Annotated in this window: 21 protein-coding genes, 1 tRNA gene, 1 pseudogene and 1 riboswitch; of the genes and pseudogenes, 12 read left to right on the top strand and 11 right to left on the bottom strand. The window is 63.6% G+C overall.

Features of this window, described 5'->3' with window-relative positions; translation table 11 throughout:
* Positions 1-50 precede the first annotated feature (50 nt).
* Positions 51-131: riboswitch (SAM riboswitch) on the bottom strand.
* Positions 132-247: 116 nt separating this feature from the next.
* Positions 248-321: transfer RNA gene (locus KSAC_RS08050), tRNA-Gly, on the top strand.
* A 35-nt stretch (positions 322-356) separates the two neighbouring features.
* On the opposite strand, the gene KSAC_RS08045 is transcribed toward KSAC_RS08050, so the two are convergent.
* The 11 genes from KSAC_RS08045 to KSAC_RS07995 form a co-directional block, all read right to left on the bottom strand.
* Positions 357-839, bottom strand: a complete 483-nt coding sequence (locus KSAC_RS08045) for a hypothetical protein (protein ID WP_243705150.1) — start codon at positions 837-839, stop codon at positions 357-359.
* 106 nt (positions 840-945) lie between these two features.
* Positions 946-1,623 carry a PqiC family protein gene (locus KSAC_RS08040; protein WP_110547005.1) on the bottom strand — a complete coding sequence of 226 codons (678 nt, stop codon included), beginning with the start codon at positions 1,621-1,623 and terminating at the stop codon, positions 946-948.
* A complete protein-coding gene (locus KSAC_RS08035; protein ID WP_243705149.1) occupies positions 1,620-2,573 on the bottom strand; it encodes an MlaD family protein in 954 nt (317 codons plus the stop codon). The genes KSAC_RS08040 and KSAC_RS08035 overlap by 4 nt, the downstream gene beginning before the upstream one ends.
* A gap of 5 nt (positions 2,574-2,578) precedes the next feature.
* Positions 2,579-3,382: an ABC transporter ATP-binding protein gene (locus KSAC_RS08030; protein ID WP_371207518.1), complete on the bottom strand. Its 804-nt coding sequence runs from the start codon at positions 3,380-3,382 to the stop codon at positions 2,579-2,581.
* A gap of 5 nt (positions 3,383-3,387) precedes the next feature.
* Positions 3,388-4,524: an ABC transporter permease gene (locus tag KSAC_RS08025; protein ID WP_132305036.1), complete on the bottom strand. Its 1,137-nt coding sequence runs from the start codon at positions 4,522-4,524 to the stop codon at positions 3,388-3,390.
* 223 nt (positions 4,525-4,747) lie between these two features.
* Complete coding sequence (locus KSAC_RS08020; protein WP_132305034.1) at positions 4,748-5,806, bottom strand: hypothetical protein; 1,059 nt, start codon at positions 5,804-5,806, stop codon at positions 4,748-4,750.
* Positions 5,803-6,537, bottom strand: a complete 735-nt coding sequence (locus tag KSAC_RS08015) for a 2OG-Fe dioxygenase family protein (protein ID WP_132305032.1) — start codon at positions 6,535-6,537, stop codon at positions 5,803-5,805. Before KSAC_RS08015 ends, KSAC_RS08020 begins: the two co-directional genes overlap by 4 nt.
* Positions 6,530-9,121, bottom strand: coding sequence for a mechanosensitive ion channel domain-containing protein (locus KSAC_RS08010; RefSeq protein WP_110547009.1), 2,592 nt, complete (start codon positions 9,119-9,121; stop codon positions 6,530-6,532). The genes KSAC_RS08015 and KSAC_RS08010 overlap by 8 nt, the downstream gene beginning before the upstream one ends.
* Positions 9,122-9,313: 192 nt before the next feature.
* Positions 9,314-9,904 carry an RDD family protein gene (locus KSAC_RS08005; protein ID WP_118962773.1) on the bottom strand — a complete coding sequence of 197 codons (591 nt, stop codon included), beginning with the start codon at positions 9,902-9,904 and terminating at the stop codon, positions 9,314-9,316.
* A 111-nt stretch (positions 9,905-10,015) separates the two neighbouring features.
* Positions 10,016-11,251, bottom strand: coding sequence for a bifunctional glutamate N-acetyltransferase/amino-acid acetyltransferase ArgJ (argJ, locus tag KSAC_RS08000; RefSeq protein WP_132305030.1), 1,236 nt, complete (start codon positions 11,249-11,251; stop codon positions 10,016-10,018).
* A gap of 97 nt (positions 11,252-11,348) precedes the next feature.
* Entirely contained in the window at positions 11,349-12,254 is a 906-nt protein-coding gene (locus KSAC_RS07995) for a peptidylprolyl isomerase (protein WP_243705148.1), read from the bottom strand.
* A gap of 247 nt (positions 12,255-12,501) precedes the next feature.
* Here KSAC_RS07995 and secA point away from each other — a divergent pair, with 247 nt between their 5' ends.
* The 11 genes and pseudogenes from secA (at position 12,502) to pal (ending at position 23,105) form a co-directional block, all read left to right on the top strand.
* Complete coding sequence (gene secA, locus KSAC_RS07990) at positions 12,502-15,243, top strand: preprotein translocase subunit SecA (RefSeq protein WP_110547079.1); 2,742 nt, start codon at positions 12,502-12,504, stop codon at positions 15,241-15,243.
* Positions 15,244-15,300: 57 nt separating this feature from the next.
* Complete coding sequence (locus KSAC_RS07985) at positions 15,301-16,050, top strand: YebC/PmpR family DNA-binding transcriptional regulator (RefSeq protein WP_102325490.1); 750 nt, start codon at positions 15,301-15,303, stop codon at positions 16,048-16,050.
* Between the two features lie 8 nt (positions 16,051-16,058).
* Positions 16,059-16,565 (top strand): crossover junction endodeoxyribonuclease RuvC, encoded by a 507-nt coding sequence (gene ruvC, locus KSAC_RS07980; RefSeq protein ID WP_102325491.1) that lies wholly within the window; start codon positions 16,059-16,061, stop codon positions 16,563-16,565.
* On the top strand, positions 16,562-17,182 hold the full coding sequence (gene ruvA / locus KSAC_RS07975) for a Holliday junction branch migration protein RuvA (RefSeq protein WP_132305026.1): 621 nt from the start codon (positions 16,562-16,564) through the stop codon (positions 17,180-17,182). Before ruvC ends, ruvA begins: the two co-directional genes overlap by 4 nt.
* Entirely contained in the window at positions 17,179-18,252 is a 1,074-nt protein-coding gene (gene ruvB, locus KSAC_RS07970) for a Holliday junction branch migration DNA helicase RuvB (protein WP_102325493.1), read from the top strand. The genes ruvA and ruvB overlap by 4 nt, the downstream gene beginning before the upstream one ends.
* Positions 18,242-18,661, top strand: a complete 420-nt coding sequence (locus KSAC_RS07965; protein ID WP_102325494.1) for a YbgC/FadM family acyl-CoA thioesterase — start codon at positions 18,242-18,244, stop codon at positions 18,659-18,661. Before ruvB ends, KSAC_RS07965 begins: the two co-directional genes overlap by 11 nt.
* A 201-nt stretch (positions 18,662-18,862) precedes the next feature.
* Entirely contained in the window at positions 18,863-19,528 is a 666-nt protein-coding gene (gene tolQ / locus KSAC_RS07960) for a protein TolQ (RefSeq protein ID WP_102325675.1), read from the top strand.
* Positions 19,529-19,530: 2 nt separating this feature from the next.
* Positions 19,531-19,968: a protein TolR gene (gene tolR / locus KSAC_RS07955; RefSeq protein WP_102325495.1), complete on the top strand. Its 438-nt coding sequence runs from the start codon at positions 19,531-19,533 to the stop codon at positions 19,966-19,968.
* A gap of 35 nt (positions 19,969-20,003) precedes the next feature.
* Positions 20,004-20,990 (top strand): annotated as a pseudogene (locus KSAC_RS07950) (energy transducer TonB).
* A gap of 30 nt (positions 20,991-21,020) precedes the next feature.
* The gene (gene tolB / locus KSAC_RS07945) at positions 21,021-22,385 is read left to right on the top strand and encodes a Tol-Pal system beta propeller repeat protein TolB (RefSeq protein ID WP_102325497.1); all 1,365 of its coding nucleotides are present in this window, start codon (positions 21,021-21,023) and stop codon (positions 22,383-22,385) included.
* A 249-nt stretch (positions 22,386-22,634) separates the two neighbouring features.
* The gene (pal, locus tag KSAC_RS07940; RefSeq protein ID WP_102325498.1) at positions 22,635-23,105 is read left to right on the top strand and encodes a peptidoglycan-associated lipoprotein Pal; all 471 of its coding nucleotides are present in this window, start codon (positions 22,635-22,637) and stop codon (positions 23,103-23,105) included.
* Positions 23,106-23,180: the final 75 nt, after the last annotated feature.

The following is a 23,180-nucleotide window of genomic DNA, read 5'->3' as shown; positions in this document are numbered from 1 at the left end:
CAGGCCCGCAAGGGCGGTTCACGACCGTGGAAACCATGATACCCGCGCCCTGCCGACGGGATCAGGCCTCTTTAGCGCGTATGTTTTACCTCGCCGCAAGCCGGCCATATCAAATCACGAGGGCCCGGCACATGGCGCGCCGGACATTGATGCTTATTGCGGATCAGGGCCGGGTGCGTCAACTGCTGCCCGTGCTGCATGGGGGTGATTGCATCTGGCATGCTTGTGCAGTATAGAAAGCCCGCATGCGGGTGTAGTTCAATGGTAGAACGGCAGCTTCCCAAGCTGCATACGAGGGTTCGATTCCCTTCACCCGCTCCATTTTCCCTGAAAAACCCGGCGATCCTCATGCACCCTTACGGGGCTGTGGTGGCCTGCGTGTCCGTATAGGTCGTGCCATTCCAGACCCAGCGGTCCGTACCATCGACCAGCAGGTCGTGCATGCCGTCATGGGTCTGGGGCGTTATGACGACCGGCCCGCTTACGGAATCCAGCACCCGTGTCCAGTTGCGCCGGGCATCGGGCAGGTAAACCGATGTGGAACAGCCCGCCGATCCGCACAGGCTGACGGATTGCACCTGCACGAACAGCGCCGTGCGCGACGGGTCATCGGACAGTTGTCCCGATCCGGTCAGCAGCACCGGGCGTTCGCCATGTGTGGTGGCGGTATGCAGGTCTTCCACCATCAGCCTGCGGGCCTGACGGTCCAGTTCCGTGCCGGGATGCTGCGCCAGGATGACAGGCGCGCCAGCCGCCCGCGCCATGCCCGGGGTTGCCGCCAGCAGCATGGATGCGACAAGCCCGCCTGCAAGCGGTGAAATGGAAAAGGCACGCGGCATGGGGGAAACCCTCCCTTGGTTACATAAGGTTATGCACCCAATGCCCCGTGCGGGGGAAGGTTTCAGCCGTGTTCGGGGCACGAAAACCGTCCCCGTTGCCGATGGATCAGTGTCGGCCGTGCTGATGTCCGGCGGGGGTGGAGGCTTCCCCGGTGGGCCAGCTCGCCTCGATCCGGTTGCTCAGTTCGTTGAGCAGGTTTTCCGTCACCCCGGCGATATTGGCGTTCCCGCTGGTATTGCCGTCCGTGACGATGACGGTGCGGTTGCGCAGGATGTTGGCGCGCGAATCCTCCGGAATGATAGCCCAGTCCGCATTGAGCGCGGATTTGCCATCCCGGCTGACATCAAGGCGGCTGATATTGAGCTGAAGCCGCCATGTGGGGCGGTCCGGCTGCGGCTGGTCGGTTACGAACATGTCCGGCCATTTCTGGGCAAGGCGGGCGGTAATCAGGTCTGTCGCGCCCACCGACAGTCGGCTGGCCCACCGGCCCAGCCCGCTACGCACGATTTCATGCCCGTCGCGGACCATGATGTCCTGACTGTCCAGATAATCCGGCAGGCGGGCGCGCTCGACCTCGATGACCGGGGTTGCGCCGGTAATCGGCTGACTGGTCGTGGTGGGAGACAGCGCCCCGGTTGCGATGGCGGGCGCCCCCAGCGTGTAGAAGCGCACCGGCGCCGAAGAACAGGCCGACAGCATGAGGGCCGAAAGCAGCAGGCCGCCACCCGCCCGCAGGGCCGGATGCAGACGGGAAGGGGAGACAGCGGGCTGGCGCGATTTCATTGGTTGCGTCCCATAAGCAGAAGTTGCGGATTACTTTCGACTTCATTGGCGAATCCGCGCAGCCCGTAACCGGCTTCCATGATGTCGCGCATCGTAGCGTCAAGATTGAGCCTGTCACGCGATTGCGGGTCGGTCAGGGCGCGCAGGCTGGCAAGGGCTTCACGCGCCTGTGTCATGGTGTGGTGCGTATTGTCGATCAGGGCCTCCAGCTCCGCATGGCGGGCGGCGAACTGGTGATCATTGGCGGTTATCAGCCTGTCCATCGCATTGATGGTGCGGGCTGACTGGTTCTGTATGTCGGCCATGGCGGCGCGGATGCTGCGCACCGCGTCCTCGCTATGGGTGGATGTGGTGCGGATGCTGGCGATCATGCCCGGCAGGTCGCGGTTTATGTCCGCCGCCAGCCTGCGGATGCTCACGATCGCAGCCGCAAGATCCCCCTGAAGCCGCTTGACGGATGTCGCGACAAGCATGCTTTCCATCTGCTGCAGCGCCGTCTGGCCCATCGGTATTTCCGGCAGGTGGCTCATGCCCGGATGCATCACGGCGGGGGTGGCGGGCGACATGTCCAGATCAAGCTCGGTCTGTCCCGTCACAAGGCTGTGCAGCGCCATTTCGGCGCGCAATCCGCTGTGGACCAGTTCGGATAGCGGCGGCAGGTCGCCTCTGCCCGGCGTGTGTGCCGGATCGAACAGGATGGTCACGGGCATGTAGGTCCTGTGATCAACCGGATTGACCCGGACCGACATGCTTTCGACCGCGCCCACCGTCACCCCGCGCAGGTTGACGGGCGAGCCGATATCCAGCCCGTTGGTCGGGCCTTCAAACACCACGATGGCCTCACTGCCACGCCCCGGCAGGGGCAGGCTGCCGCTGCCCACCAGAATGCCAAGCGCAATGGCCCCACACCCCAGTACGGCCGAGCCGATCAGCGTCTGCCTGCCGGCCATCGGGATTACCCGTTTCCGTGGGAGCTGGAACTGTCCAGCTGTTCACGGTGCATGAAGGCGTGGACCATCGGGTCGTCGCAGTGATCGCGCAGCCATGTGGGGGAGCCGTGGGCGATTGCGGTTTTCTGTTCGGCATCAAGGAAAATGCCGTCATCAGCAATGTGGAACAGGCTGGACAGTTCGTGGCTGACGATGATGATCGTGGCCCCCAGCCCGTCGCGCAGGTTCAGGATCAGGTCATCCAGCCGGGCGGAGGTGATCGGGTCAAGCCCGGCGGAAGGTTCATCAAAGAACAGGATATCCGGGTCCAGCGACATGGCGCGCGCCAGCCCGGCGCGCTTGCGCATGCCGCCGCTGAGTTCCGATGGATACTGGTCAATGGCATGCAGCATGCCAACCAGCCCCAGCTTCAGTTCCACCAGCCGGCGGATGACGGGGGCCTCCAGCTTTGTGAACATCTGCATGGGCAGGGCCACGTTCTCGCCCACCGTCATCGAACTCCACAGCGCGCCACTTTGGAACAGGACGCCAAAGCGCCGCCCGATGCGGATGCGGCTGGCGTCGTCGCCCGCCCAGTAATCATCCTTTTCCACCTTGTACGTGCCGCCAGTGGGGCGCAGCAGGCCGATCATGCTCTTGAGCAGGGTGCTCTTGCCGCAGCCCGACCCCCCCATGACGGCGAAGATACTGCCGCGCTTCACCTGGAACGACACGTCATGCTGGATCACGCGCGGGCCGAAGGCCAGCGTCAGGTCATTGACGGTAATCAGCGCCGGACGGTCGTCGGTGGAGGGCATCTGGTTATTCATGGCGCTCAGATCCCGATAACATTGGCGATGACCGCGAAGATCGCGTCCAGCGCGATCACGCCCACGATGCCCACAACCACGGCCTTGGTCGCGGCAATACCCACATCAGCCGCGCTGCGCCCGGCCTTCAGCCCGATGCGGCAACTGGTCAGCCCGATGAAGGAGCCGAATACGAAGCTCTTGATGAAGCCGAAGGTGAACTGGTCCAGCGGCAGGGCGCCCAGCGTTTCGTGGAAGTAACCCAGCGGCGAGACATGCAGCATGATGTAGGACACGCAGAACCCGCCCAGCATGCCGATCAGGCAGCCATACAGGTAAAGCAGCGGCATGGTGAAGGCGAGCGCGAGAACCGAAGGCAGGATCAGGTAATTGGAAACCGGGATGCCGAATACCTGTAGCGCGTCGATTTCCTCATTACCCTGCATGGTCGAAATGCGCGCGGCATAGGCGCCGCCGGTCCGGCCCGCCATGATGATGGCGGTCATGACGGCCGACATCTCGCGCACCATGGCAATCGCAACCAGACTGGCGACATAGATGTCCGCCGCGAATTTGTGCAGTTCCACCGAACCGACAAACGCAAGGATCGCGCCGACAAGGAAGTTCACCACCCCCACGATCAGCAGGGCCGCCGGTCCCGCCGCGTTCAGGTCGGACATGAGATCGACGGTGCGCATCATCCCGCGGCCCAGCGCGGTGGCAATGCCGCCGCGTGCGGCATCCGCCCCCATCTCGCTTACGCAGCCGACCTCGTTCAGCGTATCGAGCGTGAACTGGCCCACGGCGGCAACCGGCGCGAAGGCGTGCCTGGCAGGTGATGGCGGCTGCGGCGGATTTTCAGGCAGCAGGTCCAGCAGCTTGTGCGCGGATTCCGGCAGGGTGTCGATGCGCAGTTCCACATGCGCCTCGCGTGCGTCGCGCATGAGTTCCCACAGGAAGGAGATCAGCGATGTATCCCATTTTCCCAGATGTTCGGTGCTGAATTCCACCGGTTCGTTGGGCGGGATATCCTTCAGGGCGGATTGGGGAAAGTCGGGCACGCGCCCGTCCTGCGCGATCCAGTCTCCTGACAGGGTGACAAGGGTCCGGTTCGCCTCGGGCTGCAGATGCCATTGTGGTGCATCATTGACGGACGTGTTCACCTGTCTCTCCAACCTCAGTGCCGCTACCGCCCCTGCCCGGTCGCGGGGACGGCGGGCGCCAGACGAATTCCGTTCCTGTCACCTGCCTGCGTCGCGCATGCGAATGGCCGGGTTCCTGTACAATCTCTAGTTCCCATACCAGATGACCCGCATGGCACAAGCCCCGCCACCGGGGAGGCTACGCGATGGCAGTGCATGGCTTTGGCGTGCATGAGCGGATGGTCTAGCGCGGGGCATCGGCGGGCAGCCTGTCCATGATGGCATCATCCGCCCGGCCGGTGCGGATGGTGGCGGCGATGTCGGTCATGAGGCGTTGCGCCACGGGAATGCGGTAATGCAGCGGGTCCCAGAAATTATCGCGGTTTTCCGTAAGTGTGCTGTCGTGGTTGAAATCCAGCGTCACCGTGTCCGGCGTCCGTGCCGCAAGGCGGCCCACCCCCAGCCTGCATGCCTGCAGCCGGGCTGCAGCAACACTGCCTGCCGTTCCGTGCAGCATGGATGATGCGGGCGGAAACCACAGGATCTTGAGGGTGGAAGCTGGCATGCGTTCGAGCATTTCCGCCAGAAGACCCATGGTGGCCGGGGGGGTGTCGGCCATGCCGGGCGGGGCGGGCGTGTTGTCGGGCGGTGCCCAGCGTGCGAAGACGGCCTGCACACGGGCCGGGTCGTAATGATCGTCGGGCGGGACGAAGCTGGTATAGCCATCGGTCCCGAAACGCTGCGCTTTCAGCCCGGCCAGCCACAGGAACTGGTTCGCGGCTTCCTGCAGGGCATAGAGACTGGCCATGTGCAGGTAGCCCGTCCATGCCGGATGGCCGTACATCCATTCCGGCCACGGGCGGTTGGGGGACGTCAGGCTGCCGGGGCGTTCATGACACCACGCCGCATCAATCCCGATCATGACGATGCGCGGCCGGGGATGATGGCGCAGGAACATGTCCAGTTCCCGGGCCTGTTCCCACGGGCTGGCGCTGTTCATGGCCATGTTGAGGAAACGGGCGTCGAATGCCCGGTCCAGCAGGGCAGGCTGCATGAGGCGGCTGGTCGATGTGCCGATGACTACGGAATCGAACCGGGGGTTACGCGCCAGCGCAGGCATGGTGTAGCGCGCATTGGATGTAACGGGCACCCGCGCGAACCGGGGCGAAAGGGGCAAGGCATCCCACGGGTCAACGGTTACGATGAACAGGTAAAGTCCGCCGCCCGCCATCACGATGGTGATGAGGGCGAGCAGACAGAACTGTCGCCACCGGCTGTCCCCCTCCGGTGGAGCAGGCGTCATTGATGGCGGAACGTCACGACCAGTACATCACGATAGGCCGGGCGCGACGGGTCCAGCGGTCGTACGGCGGTGACCCCGTGATAGACGCGGTTGTCGTTGACAATGGCCGTATCGAACGGCTGGTCGAGCATGAAGCCGCCAACCATGGTGCGTTGCAGGTCATGGATCGTCGTTTCGCCGCTCATGACGTTTTCGCGCCGGATCATGACCACCATCACCCAGTCCACACCATCGCGGTGCAGCCCTTCGGGGGTGGGCTGGCCCGGACTGTCATCCGATGCCTCGATGCGGAACTGGTGGATTTCGGTGTGCCAGATATCGGGCAGGCTGGCCGGATCGCTCAGGTCGGTCACGATCCGGTGCATGAGCTGCAGGATGGCGAGAAGGGCCGGATGCGCGCCCGTTTCCGGTTCCACCGCGCGGAACCAGCGTTCGATGCCACCATTGAGTTCGTTGTAATCGCGGCTCTGGTAATGGGGCTGGTGTTTCTTGCGCTGGATGCCACCATCGCTGATGGCAAACGTGGCATGGCGACGGCGGCGGTAGCGGCCACCATCGGCCATGTAGCGGTCCAGTCCCAGCCGGTTCCAGCTATTGGCGAAGCTGTCCCAGTCCCGCAGGCCATAATGTTCCAGCAGGGGCAGCATCTCCCCTGCCGGGACGAAGGCGTAGCCGTCCATGCGCAGGGGGGATTCCAGCCGCGTCAGCAGGGAAGTCGTGCCATCAGCCATGGGTGGAATCTTTTCCTTCCGCCCCGCTGGCGTCACCGCCGCCTTCCTTATGCGATCCATCGGCAGCCGGGGCGTCGGCCTGTTCGGGCCTGGCCGGGGCTGCGATGGCCTGTGATGCCCGCGCAATCATTTCCGGGTTTTCTTCCATGTTCATGCGCAGCGCGCCAGCAGGGCTGTTGGCCAGCAGGTTGACGGAAGTCGGGATCGGGAAGGCAACCTTTTCCTTGACCATCCGCGCGCCCAGACGGCTGTAATATTCACGGTAGACCTTCCATTTCGCGCCTGCCGCCGTGCGGATGGAACCGAGGAACTTGGCCCCGTTGCCGTCCGCCTGCTCCAGACCCAGAAATGCGAAATCCGACTTGATGAGCGGCCCATATACCGGGTCCTTGCGCAGTTTCGCCAGCTCATCCTGCAGGATCGCGCTGACCCGGTGCGGGTTTTCCGACAGGTCAAGCATGAAGCTGACCACCACAAGGTTGTAATCGCGCGATGTATTGGCGATCGACGTGACGGAGGAGAACGGAATGATATGCAGGTCCCCGTTCACCGCGCGCAGGCGCAGGGTGCGGATGGACAGATGTTCCACCGTGCCCGAAACGCTACCCGCGGTAACCCAGTCGCCCACCTGCATCGCGTTTTCCACCAGCATGAAGAAGCCGGTGATGAAGTCCTTGACCAGGCTCTGCGAACCGAAGGCGATGGCCGCACCCATGATGCCAGCACCCGTCAGCAGCGGGGTCACGTTGATGCCGATCTGCGACAGGGTGGTCACCGTCACGATGATGATGATGAAGGTCAGCAGCACCGTTCGGATGATGGGCAGAACCGTGCGCAGCCGTGTGGCGCGCGATGCCTGTTCCGATGTCTCGAAGCGGGTGATCTGGTTCTGCAGCATCGCGTTGACGACTTCCCACACCACAATGGCGATGGTGTAGGCGATCATGATCGTCAGCATCGCGCCCACGATCCGCGGGCCGAGCGTGCCATGCAGGAAGAAGCCGATGGCCGGCAGCCCCCAGGACTGCAGCAGCAGCACCACGGTCACGAATATCAGCATGATGGACAGGCTGCGGCGCGCGATCGGGTAATAATAGTCCACCCGTGCCTGCAGGCCCGGATAACGTTTTTCCGTGGCCTCGGGCACATGGAAAATCCTGTTCTGCAGGCTGAATGCCAGAACCGACAGCAGGCGGGCGGCAAGGATGACAATGATGGTCAGCGAAAGGGTGCGCAGTATCCATGTATAGCCACCGCGGATCTGCGTGGCCCAGACCAGCCACAGGGCCAGATCAAAGAACATGGCGGGAATCCACCAGAAGCGGACCATCCGGCCCACGAACAGCCAGAACGGCTTTTCCTGAAGTCGTGAGGAAGGCTGCAGCGCCGCCCCCACATGGTAGCGGATGCGCCAGATGAAGATCGCGATGAGGATATGCTCGATCAGCACGACCGCGCGGATGATGGCTTCCGTGCCACGCGCGGGCATGGCGAACACCGTGCCCAGCGTGGACAGGCAGACCACGATGGAGGGCGCTGCGACAAGGAAGTTCCACCACCGCGTGACCATGCGTGCCGTGGCGTCCGACGCGCTGCACAGGCGGATGGTGGGGGAATGGGGAACGAACACCGTTTCCAGCAGCAGGTAGATCACGCGCGCGATGGCGTAGGCGTTCGTCAGCGTGATGGTGACCATTGCGGCCTGATGGGTGGATGTCAGCAGCGCCGAACCGGCGTAACCCACCCCGAAGAACAGTGCGACGGGCAGCAGTTTGATCAGGAAATGCAGCAGCGAATAGGGAATGCGCGTGATGACGCGCAGCGTTTCATGCTGCTTGCGGTCGTCCTGCTTGCGGGTCTGTTCGGTTTCCTGTTCCGCCTTCGCGTCCGCGCCGGTCGCGGCGGGGGAGACGGGCTGGCTGTTTTCCTGCTGGTCTTCCGTCGTCAGGCGGCGGTTCAGGTTTGCTTCGGTCGCGACCGCGCGGGCGGTTACGGCGGCCAGTGGCTTGCGGGTCGCGATGGACAGCCCGCGTTCGGCCAGAAGGGCCAGCACGAAAATGATGCCCGCACGGGTCAGCGCATCCAGCAGGATCTGCCGGGAATCCGCATTGGACAGGATCGAATGGACCCAGCGGCCCACAAAGGCCAGATCCTTGAACAGCGCCATGAAGTTCTGGCCCTGCTGCAACGCGATGTCGCGTATGTGGGTCAGTTCATTCATGGTCTGGGAACTGATGCTGTCGGGTTCGAGCGACACATCGGAACTGGCGGCGGGTGCCGGTGCGGCCTTGGCTGGCGCGGGTGTCGGTGCCGGTGCGGGCAGGCCCTTGGCGATCGCTTCCAGCGTGCGGGTGAACTCCTCGCGCTTTTGCGGGTCATTCATGACCGACAGAACCTGCTGCGCCTGCTGGGCGTTGATGCCCTGCGTGCTGGCGGTGGCCGGGGCTGCCTGCGGGTCCGCCGCCCTGCCTTGCGACAACCAGGGCGTGAACACCAGCATGAGAAGAGCGAGGACTGTCAGGATGCCGCCCCGTATGGCGCGGCGTGGCACGGGATGAGCTTTAGTCGCAAATTGGGCCGGCATGCCGATTGTTCACCTCCAGGAAAATAGGAAACCCGACAACAGGGCGACACTCGCCCCACCGTAACGACCATGCTGCCGCGTGTGTCGGGGCACGCGACCGGGCATCAGGTTGCCGTAAAAGAATCCGATATCAGAGTAATAAAAGATTGCCACGGGCACCAAGGTTGCATGCCGTCGTGCCTTTTCCCCGTTTCAGCCCCATAGCGGGGGTGGCGGCGCAGGGGCGCGGGCTTCGCGGCGGATGACGCAGGTACCGGCCAGAATGTCATGCAGACCCTGCTTGCGCTGCGTCCACATGACCATGAGAAAGCCGATCCCAAGGATCAGCGCCGACAGGTATTTGCCAAAATAGCGCCCGGCGGAACGCAGCAGCGTGATGCGGTTGCCATGCAGGTCAGTCACCCGCAGGCGGCATACCATCTTGCCTGGCGTGGCCTGCAGGGTCGATGCCTCGCACACGATGAAATAGGCGGCGGGCAGGAGCAGGGAAATCAGCTCGAACATCCCGTTGCCGTTCCAGTGCATGTGCGGCGTGGTGGACAGGATGGTGTAGTCCGCGTGCTGGATATAGGAAATGCGGTAATCCCCCCCGCTGCCGCCAATCGGCTGCGGGTCGAATATGGAAAAGGACAGGCTGGGGGGAACCAGCAGCAGCCCCAGCAGGGCCAGAATCGCCCATACCACGATGGAATCGATCACATAGGCCACGACCCGGATCCAGAACCCGCCATAGGTCCAGACATCCTGTGGGTGGGGATCAGGGCGGGCAAACTGGTACATCATGCAGGGGCGTTCCTGTCTGGCTGCAATGGAATTACCCCAACAGCAATGCCATCGCGGCGCGCGGAACGGAACAGGAAAATAAGCGCGCGCCCGACCGGCGCACGCTGCAGGCTAGCTGCGGTAGGAACCGTTGATGTCGATGTAACCGTGTGTCAGGTCACAACCCCACGCCTGCGCCGTGCCGTTGGCCAGCCCAAGGTCGATCGTGATTTCGATTTCCTGCCCCTTCATGTGGGCGACGACCGGGGTTTCATCATAATCCGGTATGACCGTGCCGTTCTGCGCGATCCATGTGCCGCCAATGCCCACGCTCAGCGTATCGCGGTTGGCGGGTTCACCGCACTTGCCCACCGCCATGACAACGCGGCCCCAGTTCGCGTCCTCACCGGCGACGGCGGTCTTGACCAGCGGGGAATTGGCAACGGCCATCGCAACCCGGTGGGCCGATTCATTGGAAGTCGCACCCGTGACGGTGATGTGCATCATCTTCGTCACGCCTTCCCCATCGCGGATGACCAGCAGCGCCAGTTCAAGCAGAAGGGAATCGAGAGCCGCGCGGAAATCGGCCAGTTCAGGCGCATCTGCCTGCGTGATTTCCGCATTGTCCGCCTGTCCGGTGGCGAACAGCAGGACCATGTCGGAAGTGGATGTATCGGAATCCACGGTAATGCAGTTGAAGCTGCGGTTGACCCCGTCCGTAAGCAGGGACTGGATCACGCCCGCGGGCAGCTTCGCATCGGTGGCGACGAAAGACAGCATGGTCGCCATGTCCGGCGCCACCATGCCACTGCCCTTGGCGATGCCCTGAATGCGTACGGTGGTGGACCCGATGCGCGCCGTGCGGGTCGCGGCCTTGGGGAATGTGTCCGTGGTCATGATGCCACGCGCGGCATCCGCCCATCCATTTTCGGACAGGGTGGCGTGCAGGCCCGGCAGTGCCGCCGAAATCTTCTGGTAGGGCAGGATCTCGCCGATGACGCCGGTGGACGCAAGGAAGACTTCGCTTGCGGCACAGTTCACCAGCCGGGCGGCATCGGCCGCGTTGGCCTGCGTCGCCTCGAAACCGGCACGGCCCGTAAAGACGTTCGCGTTACCCGCATTGACCACCAGCGCGCGGGCGCGGCCATCGGCCATCGCGGCGCGGCACCAGTCCACCGGGGCGCCGGGGCACTTGCTGCGGGTATAGACACCGGCCACCGTCGTACCCGGCGCAAATTCCGCCATGACCAGATCGGTGCGTCCCTTGTAGCGGATGCCGGCCTCGGTTGCGCCAAAACGCACACCCGCCAGTGGGGGCAGTTCAGGCAGTGGCCGGGCGAGGGGGGACACGGGCAGGGCGTTGGCCATGGTCAGTCACGATCCTGGAATGACAGCGGAAGATGGGAAACAGGGGAAAGGCCGTGGGTGGAGATGCCTGCGCATCCCCACCCCGGCGGCAGACCGTTCAGTGCGTGGGCTGCGTTTCCGGCAGCGGCTTGCCATCGGGTCCGAAGCGGACGACCTTGACCTGCGCCAGTGCGTTGCTCACGGCTTTCTGCACGCCGTCCTGGATCAGCTTCTGGCGGATCTGGTCGCGTGTCGCTTCAAGCGTGGGGGTGGCTGCCGTGCGCTTGCCCAGTACCTGGATCACGTGCCAGCCGTACTGGGTGTGAACCGGGGTCTGGCTGAAGCTGTTGGGCTGCATGGCCGATGCCGCGTCCCAGAACGTGGGCAGCATGTCACCCTTCTTGAACCAGCCCAGATCGCCGCCATTCGATTTGGCCGAGCCGGGATCTTTCGACAGCTTGGTCGCAAGCTGGGTGAAATCGGCCCCGCCCTTGAGCTGCTTGATGATGTCGTTGGCTTCGGCTTCGGTCTGGACCAGGATGTGACGGGCGTGGATTTCTTCCGCGCCCGGCTTGTTGGCGTAATTCTGGTCGTAATATGCCTTGATGGCGTCATCCGTCAGCGCCGGTGTGACCTGTGCGGACAGATAGGCGTTCTGCAGCGCGTTCTGCGATGCGGTTTCCATCTGCTGGCGCACGTCAGGCTGCTTGTCCAGGCCGGACTTGGTCGCGGCGATCTGGATGGCGCGCTGGTCGACAAGCTGGTTGAGCAGGATCGGCACGATGATGTTATCGGGCAGCTTGCGAAGCTGCTCGGGCATCGAGGCCATGGCCTGACGCACGTCGGTAAGGCGGATGTCTTGTCCGTTCACGCTGGCGAGGACCGGATTCTGGTCCGCCGTGCCGGTTGTGGCCGACTTGGCTGCCGCAGGAGCGGGGGAGGCCGCGAATGCAGGAGGAATGATGAAGGAGGAAGCAAGCAGGGCCATCGTTGCGACAGCCTTTGCCGGACCGGTCGTCCGCATGTGCAAAAAACCCTAGTTATGAACGCGTTCGGCAGGCATCATGACGAAGGGCGGCCCGGCCTGCAAGGGCCGGATGCCCGATGGCTGTTTTTCGCCATTCCACCCGCATCGCTGTGGTCCATCGGTTGACCAGTTGCGGTGTGGGTCCTATCTCATGTCTCCGCGCGAGAATTTTATCCGCCACGCCTGTCCCCGCCCTGCCGGTTTTGTGGCGGGTGCGCGGGAATGTCATTCCGGGAAGGTCTTCATGTTCGCCAGTATTGCCCGCGCTCTGTTCGGAACCGCCAATGACCGGGCGCTGAAATCATATCAGCGGCGCGTGCCCGCGATCAATGCGCTGGAACCGCAGATCCAGGCGCTGGACGACGCGGCCCTGACCGCGAAGACACAGGAATTCCGTGACCGGATCGCGAAGGGCGAAACGCTGGACGCCCTCCTGCCTGAAGCCTTTGCCGTCTGTCGTGAAGCCTCCCGACGCGTGCTGGGCATGCGCCATTTCGATGTGCAGCTCATCGGCGGCATGGTGCTGCATGATGGCAAGATCGCGGAAATGCGCACGGGTGAAGGCAAGACGCTGGTCGCTACACTTGCGGTCTATCTCAGCGCGCTGGCCGGACGTGGCGTGCATGTGGTGACGGTAAACGACTATCTGGCCAGCCGTGACGCCGAACAGATGGGCACGCTGTACTCCTTCCTCGGGCTGACCACCGGCGTGGTCGTGCCCAATATCGCCGAGGAGGAGCGCCGCGCCGCCTATCGCGCCGACATCACCTACGGCACGAACAACGAATTCGGTTTCGATTACCTGCGCGACAACATGAAGTATCGCGTGGAGGACATGGTCCAGCGCCCCTTCCACCATGCCATCGTGGATGAGGTCGACTCGATCCTGATCGACGAGGCGCGCACCCCGCTCATCATCTCCGGCCCGGCGGAGGACAGTTCCGACCTGTACCGCGCGGTGGACGAGGTCATGGTGGCCCTGGTGGCTGACCCCGAAGCCTATGAGAAGGACGAGAAATTCCGCTCCGTCATCCTGACGGAAAAAGGTGCGGAACAGGTGGAGGACCTGCTGCGGCAGGCAGGCGTCCTGCAGGAGGGCGGCCTGTACGACAGCCACAACGTGGCGGTGATCCATCATGTCCAGCAGTCCCTGCGTGCCCACACGCTGTTCACCCGCGATGTCGATTATATCGTGCGTGGTGGCAAGGTGGTCATCATTGATGAATTCACCGGCCGCATGATGGATGGCCGACGGTATTCGGACGGCCTGCATCAGGCGCTGGAAGCCAAGGAACATGTGGAGGTCCAGCAGGAAAACCAGACGCTGGCCTCCATCACGTTCCAGAACTATTTCCGCATGTATCCGCGCCTGTCCGGCATGACCGGCACCGCCATGACGGAAGCGGACGAATTCGCTGATATCTACAAGCTCGAAGTGATCGAGATCCCGACCAACCTGCCCGTCGCCCGAAAGGACGACGATGATGAGGTCTACCTGACCGCGCGGGAAAAATACGAGGCGGTCAGCAACCTCATCAAGGAAATCAGCAGCACATCGGGGCAGCCGGTGCTGGTTGGCACCACCTCCATCGAGAAGAGTGAATACCTCTCCTCCCTGCTGCGCCAGAACGGGATCGAGCATAACGTGCTCAACGCCCGTTTCCATGAACTGGAAGCCGAGATCGTGGCGCAGGCCGGTGCGCCGGGCGCGATCACCATCGCCACCAACATGGCCGGGCGCGGGACGGACATCAAGCTGGGCGGCAACGTGGACATGCTGATCAGCCAGCAGCTTGGCGGTATCGAAGACCCCGAAGAACGCGCCATGCGCGAGCAGGAACTGCGCGCGAAGGTGACCCGCGACCATGCCACGGTAAAGGCTGCGGGCGGACTGTATGTCATCGGCACGGAACGGCATGAAAGCCGCCGGATCGACAACCAGCTCCGTGGTCGTGCGGGCCGTCAGGGCGATCCGGGCAATTCGCGCTTTTTCATCTCGCTTGAAGATGACCTCATGCGCATCTTCGGCACGGACCGCATGGGCAACATGCTGCAGAAGCTGGGCCTGAAGGAAGGGGAGGCCATCGTCCATCCCTGGATCAACAAGGCCCTTGAGCGCGCGCAGAAGAAGGTCGAGGCCCGCAATTTCGACATGCGCAAGAACACGCTCAAATATGATGACGTGATGAATGACCAGCGCAAGGAAGTGTATGCCCAGCGCCGGGAATACATGGCGGCGGAGGATGTTTCCGCCATCATCACCGAAATGCGCGAAGACGTGGTCCACGATCTGGTCGCCCGCCGCATCCCCGAAAAGTCGTTCCCCGAACAGTGGCTGAAAGAGGAACTGACACAGGACATACAGACCACGCTGAACCTGTCCCTGCCGATTGCGCAGTGGGCGGAGGAAGACGGCGTGGACAGTACGGTCGTGACCGAGCGGATCGAACAGGCCACGGCGCAGGCGCAGGCCAGCCGCGCGGCCAATTTCGGCCCGTCCGTCATGCGCTATGTTGAAAAGCAGGTTCTGCTGACAACATTCGATGCGGTGTGGAAGGAACATCTGCTGGCGCTGGATCAGCTTCGGCAGGGCATCGGGCTGCGGGCCTATGGTCAGAAAGACCCGCTGAACGAGTTCAAGCATGAGGCATTCGAACTGTTTCATGCCATGCTCGAACACCTGCGCGTGCGCGTGACCTCGACCATGGCGCGGGTGGAAATGGCGCCCCCGCCCATCGACAATCCATTCGCGGGTGTGGCTGAAATCCATTCCGATCCCGAAGTGCCGGGGCTGGAAAACGAACCGGGACCGGGTCTCATGCCCGATGCCACGGGCCGCCAGCCCGATCCGTCCATGGCGACGCCGATCGGCGGGGCTGCGGTCATGCCTGATGACCCGTCAAGCTGGGGCGAGGTTTCACGTAATGCGTCATGCCCCTGCGGGTCGGGCAGGAAATACAAGCACTGCCACGGGCGGCTGGTCTGACCAGCCCCCGGCAGGCAGGCACGAATACAAGACGAAAGACAGGATCAGAGACGAACGATGGCGGGTCATTCCCAATTCAAGAACATCATGCACCGCAAGGGCGCGCAGGATGCCAAGCGGGCCAAGCAGTTTGCCAAGGTCATTCGTGAAATCACCGTGGCCACGCGCGAAGGCATGCCTGACCCGGCCATGAATCCGCGCCTGCGCGCCGCCATTTCCGCCGCGCGTGAAGTCAACATGCCCAAGGATACGGTGGAGCGCGCGATCAAGAAGGCATCGGGTGCCGGCGGTGGCGATGACTACGCGGAAGTCCGTTACGAAGGGTACGGCCCCGCCGGTGTCGCCGTGATCGTGGAAGGGCTGACCGATAACCGCAACCGCACGGCATCCGACGTGCGCGCGGCCTTTTCCAAGCATGGCGGTTCGCTGGGGGAGACGAATTCGGTTTCCTTCATGTTCACCCGGCTTGGCGTCATCACCTATCCGCTTGATGCGGCCAGCGAGGACGACCTGATCGAAGCGGGTCTTGAAGCCGGTGCGGAAAATGTCGAGACCGTGGACGGCATGCACGAAGTGACCTGTCCGGTCGAATCCTTCTTCGCCGTGCGTGACGCGCTGGAAACCCGCTTTGGCGAACCGGCTTCGGCCAAGCTGGACTGGCGTCCATCCAACACGGTCGAACTGGATGAAGACAAGGCCCGCAGCGTGTTCAAGCTGATTGACACGCTGGAAGATCATGATGACGTGCAGGCGGTGTACGCCAATTTCGACGTGCCGGACGACGTGGCCGAAAAGCTGTCGGCCTGAACCGGCCCGTGGTCCGCATTCTTGGCATTGACCCCGGCCTGCGGTTTACAGGCTGGGGCGTGGTCAATGCGCAGGATAACCGGCTGACCCATGTCGCCGATGGGGTGATCGCCACCGAATCGGCGCATAGCGTGCCGGAACGGTTGCGCCAGCTTCATGACGCGCTGCTGGAACTGGCGCGCAACTTTGCCCCCGATGAAGCGGCGGTGGAAGAAACCTACGTCAACCGCAACGGGGCCGCGACGCTCAAGCTGGGTTATGCCCGTGGCGTAGGGCTGCTGGTGCCGATGCTGCTGGATATTCCCGTATCCGAATACGGGGCGAAAACGGTCAAGCGCGCGGTGGTGGGAACCGGTGCGGCAACGAAGGAACAGGTCAGCATGATGGTCCGCCGTATCCTCCCAACCGCCCTGCTGAAGCGCGCGGATGCCGCCGATGCGCTGGCCGTGGCCATCTGCCATGCCCATCACCGCACCAGTGCCGCCCATATCGCCCGCGCCACGAGGATGGCATGATCGCGCAGTTGCGTGGCCTGCTGGCACAGGTGGAAGCGGATCGCTGCGTGATTGACGTCAGTGGCGTGGGCTATCTGGTGCAGGCGTCCAGCCGCACGCTGGCTACCTTGCCCCAGCCCCCGGAACTGGCCTGCGTGCTGGTGGAAACCGTGGTACGCGAGGACGCGATCCTGCTGTACGGCTTTGCCGAGGCATCGGAACGCGCATGGTTCCGCCTGCTGACGACCGTGCAGGGTGTGGGGGCGAAGGTGGCGCTGGCCATCCTGTCCGTCCTGCCGCCGCCGGAACTGATGGGCGCCATCGCCACGGGCGACAAGGCCATGCTGACCCGTGCGGGCGGGGTCGGTGCCCGGCTGGCGCAACGTATCGTGACCGAACTGCGTGACAAGTGCGAAGGCATGCCAACCGGCCTGCCCGCGGGGACAGTGGTTTCGGCCGCGACCATCACCGTTCCTGCCGCGCGGGGGATTGCGGCGGATGCGCTGCTGGCGCTGTCCGGTCTCGGCTTTCGCCGTGCGGAGGCCCAGCCGGTCGTGGAACGGGTGATCGACCGGCTGGACGGCAAGGCCGATCTGGATATCGTGATCCGTGATGCCCTGAAGGAACTGGCCCGATGAGCAGCCATCCCGAGCGTGAGATCGACGCCCGCCGGGGGGAGGAAGACGGTAACGAAAGCTCCCTGCGGCCCCAGACGCTCGATGATTTTACCGGGCAGAAGGCCAGCCGGGAAAACCTTGCCATTTTCATCGCCGCCGCCCGGCAGCGCGGTGATGCGCTGGACCATGTGCTGCTGCATGGCCCGCCGGGGCTGGGCAAGACCACGCTGGCGCAGATCGTGGCGCGGGAACTGGGGGTGGGCTTTCGCGCAACTTCCGGGCCGGTCATCCAGCGCGCGGGCGATCTGGCCGCGATCCTGACCAATCTTCAGCCCCGCGACGTGCTGTTCATTGATGAAATCCATCGCCTGCACCCTGCCATCGAGGAAGTCCTTTACCCCGCGATGGAGGATTTCCAGCTTGACCTGATTATCGGGGAGGGGCCCGCGGCGCGTTCGGTGCGGATCGACCTGTCTCCCTTCACGCTGGTCGCCGCCACCACGCGGGCGGGACTGCTGGCGACCCCGCTGCGCGACCGTTTCGGCATTCCGCTGCGTCTGGTGTTCTACACGCCCGAAGAACTGTGCCAGATCGTGACACGCGGCGCGCGCAAGCTGGAATTCGACCTGACCCCGGAAGGGGCGGAGGAAATCGCCCGCCGTTCCCGTGGCACGCCGCGTATTGCCGGGCGCCTGCTGCGCCGCGTGCGCGATTTTGCCGCCGTGGCGCGGGCCGGGCGCGGGCCGGTTGACCGCGCACTGGCCGATGCGGCGCTGTCACGCTTGGAAGTCGACTCGATGGGGCTGGACGGCATGGACCGCCGTTATCTGCGCCGCATTGCCGAATTTCATCATGGCGGCCCCGTTGGCGTGGAAACGCTGGCCGCTGCTCTCGCTGAAGCCCGCGATACGCTGGAAGATGTGATCGAACCCTACCTGATTCAGGAGGGACTCGTGCTGCGGACCAGCCGGGGCCGGATGCTGGGTGAACGTGGCTGGCGCCATCTCGGGTTGCAGCCACCCGCGCGCATGCCGGGGCAGGGCGACCTGCTGGCGGACGGGGGCATGGGAGACGGACCGGATGGAACATAAAATTGATTTCCGTATCTATTACGAAGATACGGACGCAGGCGGCGTGGTCTATCACGCCCGCTATCTTGCACTGGCCGAACGCGCCCGGACCGAGGCCATCCGCGCGCAGGGGCAGGCGGCATCCGACCTGCTGGCCGATTATGGTCTGGCCTTCGTGGTGCGCCATGCCGCCATGGATTACCGTGCGCCGCTACGGCTGGATGACATCGTATGCGTCACGACTCGCATGACGGAACTGGGTGCCGCCAGTTGCAGGCTGGTGCAGGATTTCCACCGGGTTGGCGCGGATGAAGCCGGGGCCGACTGCGGCACGCTGGATGTCCGTCTGGCCTGTATTCGTGCCGGTGACGGGCGTGCTGCCCGATTTCCGCCGCGATGGCGTGATCTTCTGCGCGCACTCGTAGCCTGAACAACGCAAAGGCATGCACGCTCTGCGTTGTTTTCGTGTCATGGCTTGACCATGACGCAGGGCTGTGCGGAAAGCGGGTTGGCCGTGGCTTGCTAAATGGGCAATCTTCGTGTTTGAGCGAACGGCCAAGGTGTGCAGGAGGCGTATTTGGACCAAGCGGTTAACGCGGCGAATCTCGGGGCCGCAGCGGGCGATCTGTCGATGTGGGCGTTGTTCATGCACGCGTCGATTGTCGTCAAGCTGGTCATGGTCGGGCTTGTGACGTGCAGTGTGATTGTCTGGGCAATCATTTTCGACAAATTCACGACCATCCGCCGGGTCACCCGGCTGGGCAATGATTTCGAGGAGCGGTTCTGGGCTGGCGGCAGTCTGGACGATCTGTACGAATCCGACGGGGCCAAGCCGGTCCATCCTATGGCCGCCGTGTTCGGCGCAGCGATGGGGGAATGGCGGCGTTCATCCCGTATCGCCGGCATCGATCTGGTGCATGGCGGCGTGCAGGACCGCGTCAATCGCGCCATGGCCATCACCATCACGCGTGAAATGGACCGGCTGAACCGCTGGGTCATTTTCCTTGCCACCATCGGGCCGGTGGCCCCGTTCATCGGCCTGTTCGGCACGGTGTGGGGTATCATGCACGCCTTCGGCTCCATCGCGGCGATGCACAACACCAACCTGTCGGTCGTGGCGCCGGGTATTTCTGAAGCCCTGTTCGCAACGGCCATCGGCCTTGTTACGGCCATTCCCGCCGTGATCGCCTATAACGTGATCAGCAACAGCATGAGCGTGTTCGAGGACCGGCTGGATGCCTTCGGCACCGAGTTCGCCGCCATCCTGTCGCGCCAGTCAGAAGAAAGGGGCGCCTGACCATGGGGGCAAGCCTGGGCGATCTGCGTGGGCGGCGGCGCAAGCGGCGGCTTATGGCCGAAATCAACGTCACCCCGCTGGTTGACGTCATGCTGGTGCTGCTCATCATCTTCATGGTGACGGCGCCGATGATGACCAGCGGCGTGAATGTCGATCTGCCCAAGACGGATGCGGCGCCGGTCAATACCGATACCAAGCCCATCACGGTTTCGATCCGCTCCAACGGCGATCTGTATCTGGGCGATGATCCGGTGTCGCAGGCCGAACTGGTCGATCAACTCAAGGCGGCGGCGCAGAATGACCGTGAACACCGCATTTTCGTCCGGGGTGATTCCCATATCGATTATGGCCGCGTGATGCAGATCATGGGTCAGATCACGGCGGGTGGATTCACGCATGTCGCCCTTCTTGCGCAGCAGCCGCCCGGCGGCGGTAACTGAACCAAACCCAAACTGATACCGGGAGCCGTCTGATCGTGGTGCCACCGCGTCGTTCCGAGCGTATCCTCATGCGTCGCTCCGTTCTGGTATCGGGGGGCCTGCATGTCGCCCTGCTGCTGGGCATACTGCTCAAGCTTCCCATGCCGGTTCCCAGAGAGCCGCCCCCGCCGCCTACGATCGAGATGGAATTCACGAACGATGGCGGCACATCAGCGCCCCATAAGGGTGAAAAAGCCGGCCCCAAACCTGCGCCGGCCCCCGCGCCGGTAAAGCAGGAAGCCCCGCCCGCGCCCACCCCGCCGGAAAAGGCGCAATGAGGAAGCGGCCCCCGCCGCCGCCTCCACCGCCCATGCCGCCACCGCAGCAGGCGCCCAAACCCGTGCCGGATGCCCCACGCCCCGCGTGAACAGCAGCCGTCGCCCGATGCCGTGCGGCTTCCGCCGACACCGCCCAAGGCAGCACCCGCGCCCGCGCATGCACCGGTGCCCCCATCGGCCCAGCCGCAGCCCGATGCCCCGCCCAAGGTGCAGCCGCCGTCGCGCATAACCCAGCCGAATGAAGCGAAGAAGAGCGTGCCCGATACGCATTCCCTGCTCGCGACGCTGGATTCCTTCCGTGCGGACCAGAAACAGACCCATCCGCCCAAGGCGCGCCCCAACCCCGCGCAGGGCGGGGCGCCGGATGGCGGCGGTACGCCGGACGGAGATATCACCAGTGCGCTGAGTTCCGCCGAACAGAAGGCGATCGGCAGTTCCGTGCGCCGCTGTTATTCGGAAGATACGGCCGCGCGTAATTATGCCCAGTTTGTGGCGCATCTGGTCGTGACCGTGGACGGGACCGGCACGGCGCGACTGGTGGAATTCGCACCGCAGACGCAGGCCCAGATGGACTCCGACCCCTCATATCGTGCGCTGGCGGAACGCGCGCGTGATGCGGTGCTCAGCCCCACCTGTGCCAAGCTGCCCATTCCGCAGAACCTGCTGGGCCAGACCCGGCAACTGAAATTCGTATTCCGTCCCTGATCTCAAGCGGACGAAGGCGAGGAGAAGAAAATGACGTCAAGCGTAAAGCCATTGATTCCTGATGATGACGCAGCACGGCTGGCGGCGGCATTCGGGCGACGTGGGTTCATGGCAGCCGGTGTGGCGGGGGGACTGGTGGCGACACCGCTATTCGCCTCCGGCACGGCGCGCGCGCAGGCAGGCGATGCGGAAATAACGGTGGATCAGGCCCGGACCGCCCCCATCCCCATCGTCCTGCCCTCGTTGGGCAGCGGCGTGGCCCAGCAGATTACGGATGTGATTTCCGCCGATCTGGGCAATAGCGGCCTGTTCCGTCCCATCAGCGCCACCATGCCGCAGGGCACGCCGGATTTCTCCACCTACAAGTCACTGGGCGCGCGTGCGGCCATGACGGGCAAGGTCGTGGATCAGGGCAGTTCGCTGCGTGTGGAATTCCGCCTGTGGGATGTGCTGACGGGCAACCAGCTTCAGGGCACGGCCTATACCGCCGGGTCACAGGACTGGCGTCGTATCGCGCATATCATTGCCGATGTGATCTACAGCCGCATGCTGGGTGAACAAGGATACTTCAATTCCCGCATCGCCTATATCGCACGTTCCGGCCCGCGTCAGCACCAGACCACCCGCCTCGCCATCATGGATCAGGACGGGGCGGACAGCCGTTACCTGACCAATGGCCAGTGGCTGACGCTCATGCCGCGTTTCAACCCGGCCAATAATGAACTCGCCTTCCTGTCTTATGCCAATTACAGGCCGCGCGTTTACCTGTTTAACCTTGGTACCGGCCAGCAGCGCCTGCTTGGTGACTTCTCGGGTATTTCATTCGCGCCCCGTTTCTCGCCCGATGGGCAGTCCGTCATCCTGTCGGTCACGCGCGGAGCCGGGTCCGACCTGTATGTGGTGGATCTGGCCAGCATGGCGCGGCGGCAGCTTACGGCCTCCGGTGCGATCGACACCAGCCCGTCCTTCAGCCCCGATGGCACGCAGATCGTGTTCAACTCCGACCGTGGCGGCTCGCCGCAGCTTTATATCATGAGCGCCTCGGGCGGGGATGCGAAGCGCATTTCCTACGGTCACGGCCATTACGGCGCGCCGGTCTGGTCCCCGCGCGGGGATCTGATCGCCTTCTCGCGCATTGCCAATGGCAGCTTCTCGCTTGGCGTCATGGCGCCGGATGGAACGGGGGAGCGTATCCTGACGGAAGGCTTCACGGTGGAAAGCGCCTCCTTCTGCCCCAATGGCCGTGTTCTGGCCTTCTGCCGGCAGAGTTCGGGGGGGGCAAATGGTGCCGGATTTGCAACAGGTATCAGCACAATTGATATCACCGGCTTCCATGAACGCGCCCTGCCGGCGGGAAGCGCGTCCGATCCGGCATGGTCGCCGCTGAATAAGTAATCATTACAATATGTTGGGCGGGCACTATTCTGGAACCTGCGTGGATATCAAATGGCCGGTATGTGTTTGCCTGACATTGACGGAAACTTCTTGCCAAATGTATGCTGGCGGTGGTTTCCAGCGATCGCGAGTCTCTGTTTTTACAGTTGTGTTTAACAGGACGTAACGAGACTCGGGGCCGTCCCATATTTAAATCCGGAAATTCAACAAATGGTTTCGACGCAAGAAACCGATCCAGGATCAAAAGTAATGAAACTGAAGCTTTTTGGCGCGGCTGGTATGGCCCTCTTCCTGGCAGCCTGTTCCGATCACGCGAACAAGAATGTGAATACGGGTGCCGCCACGCAGCAGGTTGGTCCGGCTCCGGGCAGCGAAGCTGATCTGGTGGCGACGGCTGGTGACCGTGTTCTGTTCCCGCTCAACCAGAGCGGCCTGTCGAGCGACGCGAAGGCGACCCTCGACAAGCAGGCGGCGTGGCTTGCGAAGTACCCGCAGGTACACGTGCAGATTGCCGGTAACTGCGATGATCGCGGCACCGAGGAATACAACATCGCCCTGGGTGAGCGTCGCGCCAATGCCGCCCACGACTATCTGGTTGCCAAGGGCGTCGATGGCTCGCGCCTGACGACGATCTCCTACGGCAAGGACCGTCCGACCGCCGTTGGTGACGACGAGCAGGCATGGGCCCAGAACCGTAACGCCATCACGTCGGTGCAGTAATCCACTGCCCCTGCGTCCCATGACGTAATGGAATAAGTATGAAACCGGTCGGGCGCTTATCGCCCGGCCGGTTTT

Source organism: Komagataeibacter saccharivorans (assembly GCF_004348195.1).
Taxonomy (GTDB): Bacteria; Pseudomonadota; Alphaproteobacteria; order Acetobacterales; family Acetobacteraceae; genus Komagataeibacter; species Komagataeibacter saccharivorans.
Note: the sequence above shows the minus strand (reverse complement) of the source record. Positions and strands in the feature narration are given on the sequence as shown.

Excerpts from the sequence above, each read along its gene's own strand:
- KSAC_RS08045 (WP_243705150.1), bottom strand. The coding sequence starts at position 839 with ATGCCGCGTGCCTTTTCCATTTCACCGCTTGCAGGCGGGCTTGTCGCA.
- KSAC_RS08040 (WP_110547005.1), bottom strand. The coding sequence starts at position 1,623 with ATGAAATCGCGCCAGCCCGCTGTCTCCCCTTCCCGTCTGCATCCGGCC.
- KSAC_RS08035 (WP_243705149.1), bottom strand. The coding sequence starts at position 2,573 with ATGGCCGGCAGGCAGACGCTGATCGGCTCGGCCGTACTGGGGTGTGGG.
- KSAC_RS08030 (WP_371207518.1), bottom strand. The coding sequence starts at position 3,382 with ATGAATAACCAGATGCCCTCCACCGACGACCGTCCGGCGCTGATTACC.
- KSAC_RS08020 (WP_132305034.1), bottom strand. The coding sequence starts at position 5,806 with ATGACGCCTGCTCCACCGGAGGGGGACAGCCGGTGGCGACAGTTCTGT.
- KSAC_RS08015 (WP_132305032.1), bottom strand. The coding sequence starts at position 6,537 with ATGGCTGATGGCACGACTTCCCTGCTGACGCGGCTGGAATCCCCCCTG.
- KSAC_RS08010 (WP_110547009.1), bottom strand. The coding sequence starts at position 9,121 with ATGCCGGCCCAATTTGCGACTAAAGCTCATCCCGTGCCACGCCGCGCC.
- KSAC_RS08005 (WP_118962773.1), bottom strand. The coding sequence starts at position 9,904 with ATGATGTACCAGTTTGCCCGCCCTGATCCCCACCCACAGGATGTCTGG.
- argJ (WP_132305030.1), bottom strand. The coding sequence starts at position 11,251 with ATGGCCAACGCCCTGCCCGTGTCCCCCCTCGCCCGGCCACTGCCTGAA.
- KSAC_RS07995 (WP_243705148.1), bottom strand. The coding sequence starts at position 12,254 with ATGCGGACGACCGGTCCGGCAAAGGCTGTCGCAACGATGGCCCTGCTT.
- secA (WP_110547079.1), top strand. The coding sequence starts at position 12,502 with ATGTTCGCCAGTATTGCCCGCGCTCTGTTCGGAACCGCCAATGACCGG.
- KSAC_RS07985 (WP_102325490.1), top strand. The coding sequence starts at position 15,301 with ATGGCGGGTCATTCCCAATTCAAGAACATCATGCACCGCAAGGGCGCG.
- ruvA (WP_132305026.1), top strand. The coding sequence starts at position 16,562 with ATGATCGCGCAGTTGCGTGGCCTGCTGGCACAGGTGGAAGCGGATCGC.
- ruvB (WP_102325493.1), top strand. The coding sequence starts at position 17,179 with ATGAGCAGCCATCCCGAGCGTGAGATCGACGCCCGCCGGGGGGAGGAA.
- KSAC_RS07965 (WP_102325494.1), top strand. The coding sequence starts at position 18,242 with ATGGAACATAAAATTGATTTCCGTATCTATTACGAAGATACGGACGCA.
- tolQ (WP_102325675.1), top strand. The coding sequence starts at position 18,863 with ATGTGGGCGTTGTTCATGCACGCGTCGATTGTCGTCAAGCTGGTCATG.
- tolR (WP_102325495.1), top strand. The coding sequence starts at position 19,531 with ATGGGGGCAAGCCTGGGCGATCTGCGTGGGCGGCGGCGCAAGCGGCGG.
- tolB (WP_102325497.1), top strand. The coding sequence starts at position 21,021 with ATGACGTCAAGCGTAAAGCCATTGATTCCTGATGATGACGCAGCACGG.
- pal (WP_102325498.1), top strand. The coding sequence starts at position 22,635 with ATGAAACTGAAGCTTTTTGGCGCGGCTGGTATGGCCCTCTTCCTGGCA.